The sequence below is a fragment of the Devosia riboflavina genome (assembly GCF_000743575.1).
In the GTDB taxonomy this organism is placed as follows: Bacteria; Pseudomonadota; Alphaproteobacteria; order Rhizobiales; family Devosiaceae; genus Devosia; species Devosia riboflavina.
In genome coordinates, this window is the sequence record NZ_JQGC01000050.1 from 1 (window position 1) to 3583 (window position 3583).

Consider the following 3583-nt stretch of genomic DNA (forward strand, 5'->3'; position numbering starts at 1 on the left):
GACGTCTTCTTGGCGCCCATGATCCCGGCGACGCGCGCCACAGCCAGCGCATCACCCTTCTTGAGCCCGCCACCCAGGATAGTTGATATCGTCTCGGCCTCGCCGCTCAAGCGCGCCTGCGCCACCGCCCGCCGCCGCGTGATCGCCTTCTCGCCAATATCGACGATATGCGCCTCGCCCTTGGCATCGAGATGGGTCAGGCGCCGCTCGGACATCAGCGCACCGTCTCGGGCACGCCCTGCAGCAGCGCCCGCGTTGCCGCGACCACATCGTCCTGCCGCATCAGGCTCTCGCCCACGAGGAAAGTGCCGATATTGGCTTTTTCCTCCAGCATGCGGACATGGTCATGATTGACGATACCGCTCTCACTCACCAGCAGCACATTGCCCGGCACGCCTGCGGCAAGCTTCACCGAAGTCTCCAGCGTCGTCTCGAACGTCCTGAGATTGCGGTTGTTGATGCCAATGAACCTGGAATCCAGCGCCAGCGCTCGATCCAGCTCCAACTGGTCATGCACCTCCACCAGCGCATCCATGCCCCATTCTTCGGCCGCATCGAGCAGATACCGCGCCACGTCGTCGCCGACCGCCGCCAGAATGATGAGAATGCAGTCCGCCCCCCAGGAGCGCGCTTCCGCCACCTGATAGGTCTCGAACAAGGCCCGAATGAGCCCCTTGGAAGGGCTCGCCTTCTTCACTTCGGCGATCAGGCCATATTGCCCCTTCGCCCGCCTGTCCTTCAGCGCCTTCAGAAATCCGCGCGGCGCCGGCTGATCATGCGCCTGGGCGACAACCTCGGCCCATGGCCGCATCGACTTCGCCGCTGCGATTTCCTCGCGCTTATAGGCTTCGATTTGTTTGAGAATATCGGTCATGCAATCTGTCCGTTGGAAACGGCCACGAGCTTGGCCAGGGTCTGTTTCGCCGCGCCACTGTCGATGGCTTCCTTCGCCATGGCAACGCCTGATTTGAGATCGTCCGCCTTGTCGGCCACGATCAGCGCCGCAGCGGCATTGAGCAGCACGATATCGCGATAAGCGCCCTCCGCGCCATCAAACAGCGCATGGATCGCCGCCGCGTTCTCCTCGGGCGTCCCCCCAAGGATATCCTTCAATTCGTGCCGCTTCAGCCCCGCTTCTTCCGGCGTGACTTCAAAACTGCGCAAGTCGCCATTGGCAATCTGCGCCACAAAGCTCGGACCGGTCACGGTCAGCTCGTCGAGCCCGTCGCTGCCATGCATCACCCAGGCCTTGATCGCCCGGTTGGCCAACAGCGCCGCCGCCACTGGCTCCACCCACTGCTCGGAATAAACCCCGAGCACATAGCGCCGCACGCTCGCCGGATTGGACTGCGGCCCCAGAAGGTTGAACATGGTCCGCACGCCAAGCTCGGCGCGAGCAGGGCCTACATATTTCATCGCCGGATGATGCGAAGGCGCAAACATGAACCCAATGCCGGCCTGCCGCACACACTCGCCAATCTGCGCCGGCGTCAGGTCCAGTTTTACGCCCAGCGCCTCAAGCGCCTGCGACGAACCCGACTTGGACGACAGCGCCCGATTGCCATGTTTGGCGACAGGCACACCGGTCGCCGCCACGACAAACGAAGCCGCCGTAGAAATATTCAGCGTCCCGACGCCGTCGCCACCGGTCCCAACGATATCGACGGCATCCTCAGGTGCATCCACCGGCACCATTTTCTCGCGCATGATCGAAACCGCAGCGGCAATTTCGCCCACGCTCTCGCCCTTGATGCGCATGCCCATCAGGAAAGCACCGGTCTGTGCCGGCGTCGCCTGACCTTCCATGATCAGCCGCATCACCGAGCGCATCTCTTCGCCCGCGAGATCGCGACCCTCGGAAATCTTGTGCAGAGCCTGCTTGATATCCATCACGCCGCCCTCTGCCCGTTGAAGTCACGGGCAATATTCAAAAAGTTCTGCAGCAGCGCATGGCCATTTTCGCTAGCAATGCTCTCCGGATGAAACTGCACCCCATGCAGTGGCAGCGTCTTGTGCTGCATGCCCATGATCAGCCCGTCATCCGTCGTCGCCGTCACTTCCAGCACGTCCGGCAGCGTCTCGGCCTTCACGATCAGCGAGTGATAACGCGTCGCCTCAAAGCCAGCATTCAACCCCCGGAAAATACCCTTGCCGGTATGATTGATCTTGCTGGTCTTGCCATGCACCAGATGCGGCGCGCGAATGACATCGCCTCCCAGCGCCTGGCCCATGGCCTGATGCCCCAGGCACACGCCCAGCATCGGGATCTGCCCCTTGAACCGGTCGATCACGGCAAGGCAAATGCCCGCCTCGGTCGGCGTACACGGCCCGGGCGAAAGCACAATCGCTTCCGGCGCCATGGCGGCAATTTCTTCGAGCGTAATCTTGTCATTGCGGCGCACGGTCATCGTGGCGCCGAGCTCGCCCAGAAAATGGACGAGATTGTAGGTAAAACTGTCGTAGTTATCGATGACGAGGGTCTTGGTCATTTTTGGAGCCTATCCTGAACCACTGTGTCATTCCCGCGAAAGCGGGAACCTCTGTTTCAGAACCGGCCCCGCCATCGTAGAGCAGCCGCTAGATTACCCCCACCCTTGGTCCCTCCCCACAAGGGGGAGGGAAAGGATGGAGCCGTGAAATCGAGGCAAGCGCCTCCCTGCCCCTTGTGGGGAGGGAATGAGGGTGGGGGTATGTCCCCACAATCATCAACGCCAAAAAAACTCACTGTCCCACTCCCGCTTCGCCGGCATAGCGTAGCGCTTCTTCGGCCGCGCTGAAAAGGGCACGCGCCTTGTTCTCGCATTCGAGCTGTTCGAGTTCCCGAACGCTATCGGCAACGATCCCCGCACCCGACTGCACATAAAGCTTGCCGTCTTTGACGATCCCGGTGCGCAGCACGATACAGGTATCCATCGTCCCGTCGGCGCCGAAATACCCCACGCAACCGCCATAAATCCCGCGCCGCGACTTTTCGAGCTCGTCGATGATCTCCATCGCCCGCACCTTCGGCGCACCCGAAACCGTCCCCGCCGGGAAGCCTGCCGAAAGTGCATCCACAAAATCATATTGCGGATCGAGCTTGCCCACCACATTCGAAACGATGTGCATCACGTGCGAATAATATTCGAGGAAAAACTTGTCGGTGACCTTCACCGAACCCGTCTCCGCCACGCGACCCACATCGTTGCGCCCGAGATCGAGCAGCATCAGGTGCTCGGCCAGTTCCTTGGGATCGCTCAGCAGCTCCGCCGCCAGTTCCTGATCCCGCGTCGGCGTCGCCCCACGTTTCCGCGTCCCAGCGATCGGCCGAATGGTCACTTCGCCATTCTGCACCCGCACCAGGATTTCCGGGCTCGACCCCGCCACGGCAAAGTCGCCAAAGTCGAGGAAATACATGTACGGCGAAGGGTTGGTCCGGCGCAGCGCCCGATAAAGCGCCGTCGGCGGCAGGGTGAAATCAGCCGAAAACCGCTGGCTCAACACCACCTGGAAAATGTCGCCAGCCGCGATGTAGTCCTTCGCCCGCGCCACCATCTCGAAATATTCGTCGCGCGAGGTGTTGCTGGTGACCTCGATGGATTCG

General features: G+C 61.6%; 5 protein-coding genes. All 5 read right to left on the minus strand.

All coding sequences use genetic code 11. The annotated features are described in order from the left end of the window. Positions 1-215 (minus strand): cyclic pyranopterin monophosphate synthase MoaC (locus JP75_RS24555; protein WP_035087773.1); only part of this gene is annotated, 215 nt, incomplete at its 3' end. Beyond that, positions 215-874 (minus strand): indole-3-glycerol phosphate synthase TrpC, encoded by a 660-nt coding sequence (locus JP75_RS24560; RefSeq protein WP_035087775.1) that lies wholly within the window; start codon positions 872-874, stop codon positions 215-217. The genes JP75_RS24555 and JP75_RS24560, both read right to left, overlap by 1 nt. Continuing rightward, a complete protein-coding gene (trpD, locus tag JP75_RS24565; RefSeq protein ID WP_035087778.1) occupies positions 871-1893 on the minus strand; it encodes an anthranilate phosphoribosyltransferase in 1023 nt (340 codons plus the stop codon). Before trpD ends, JP75_RS24560 begins: the two co-directional genes overlap by 4 nt. Continuing rightward, on the minus strand, positions 1890-2489 hold the full coding sequence (locus tag JP75_RS24570) for an anthranilate synthase component II (protein ID WP_035087780.1): 600 nt from the start codon (positions 2487-2489) through the stop codon (positions 1890-1892). The genes trpD and JP75_RS24570 overlap by 4 nt, the downstream gene beginning before the upstream one ends. Before the next feature lie 232 nt (positions 2490-2721). Beyond that, the coding region (locus tag JP75_RS24575; RefSeq protein ID WP_035087782.1) for an anthranilate synthase component I family protein at positions 2722-3583 on the minus strand (862 nt) is incomplete at its 5' end.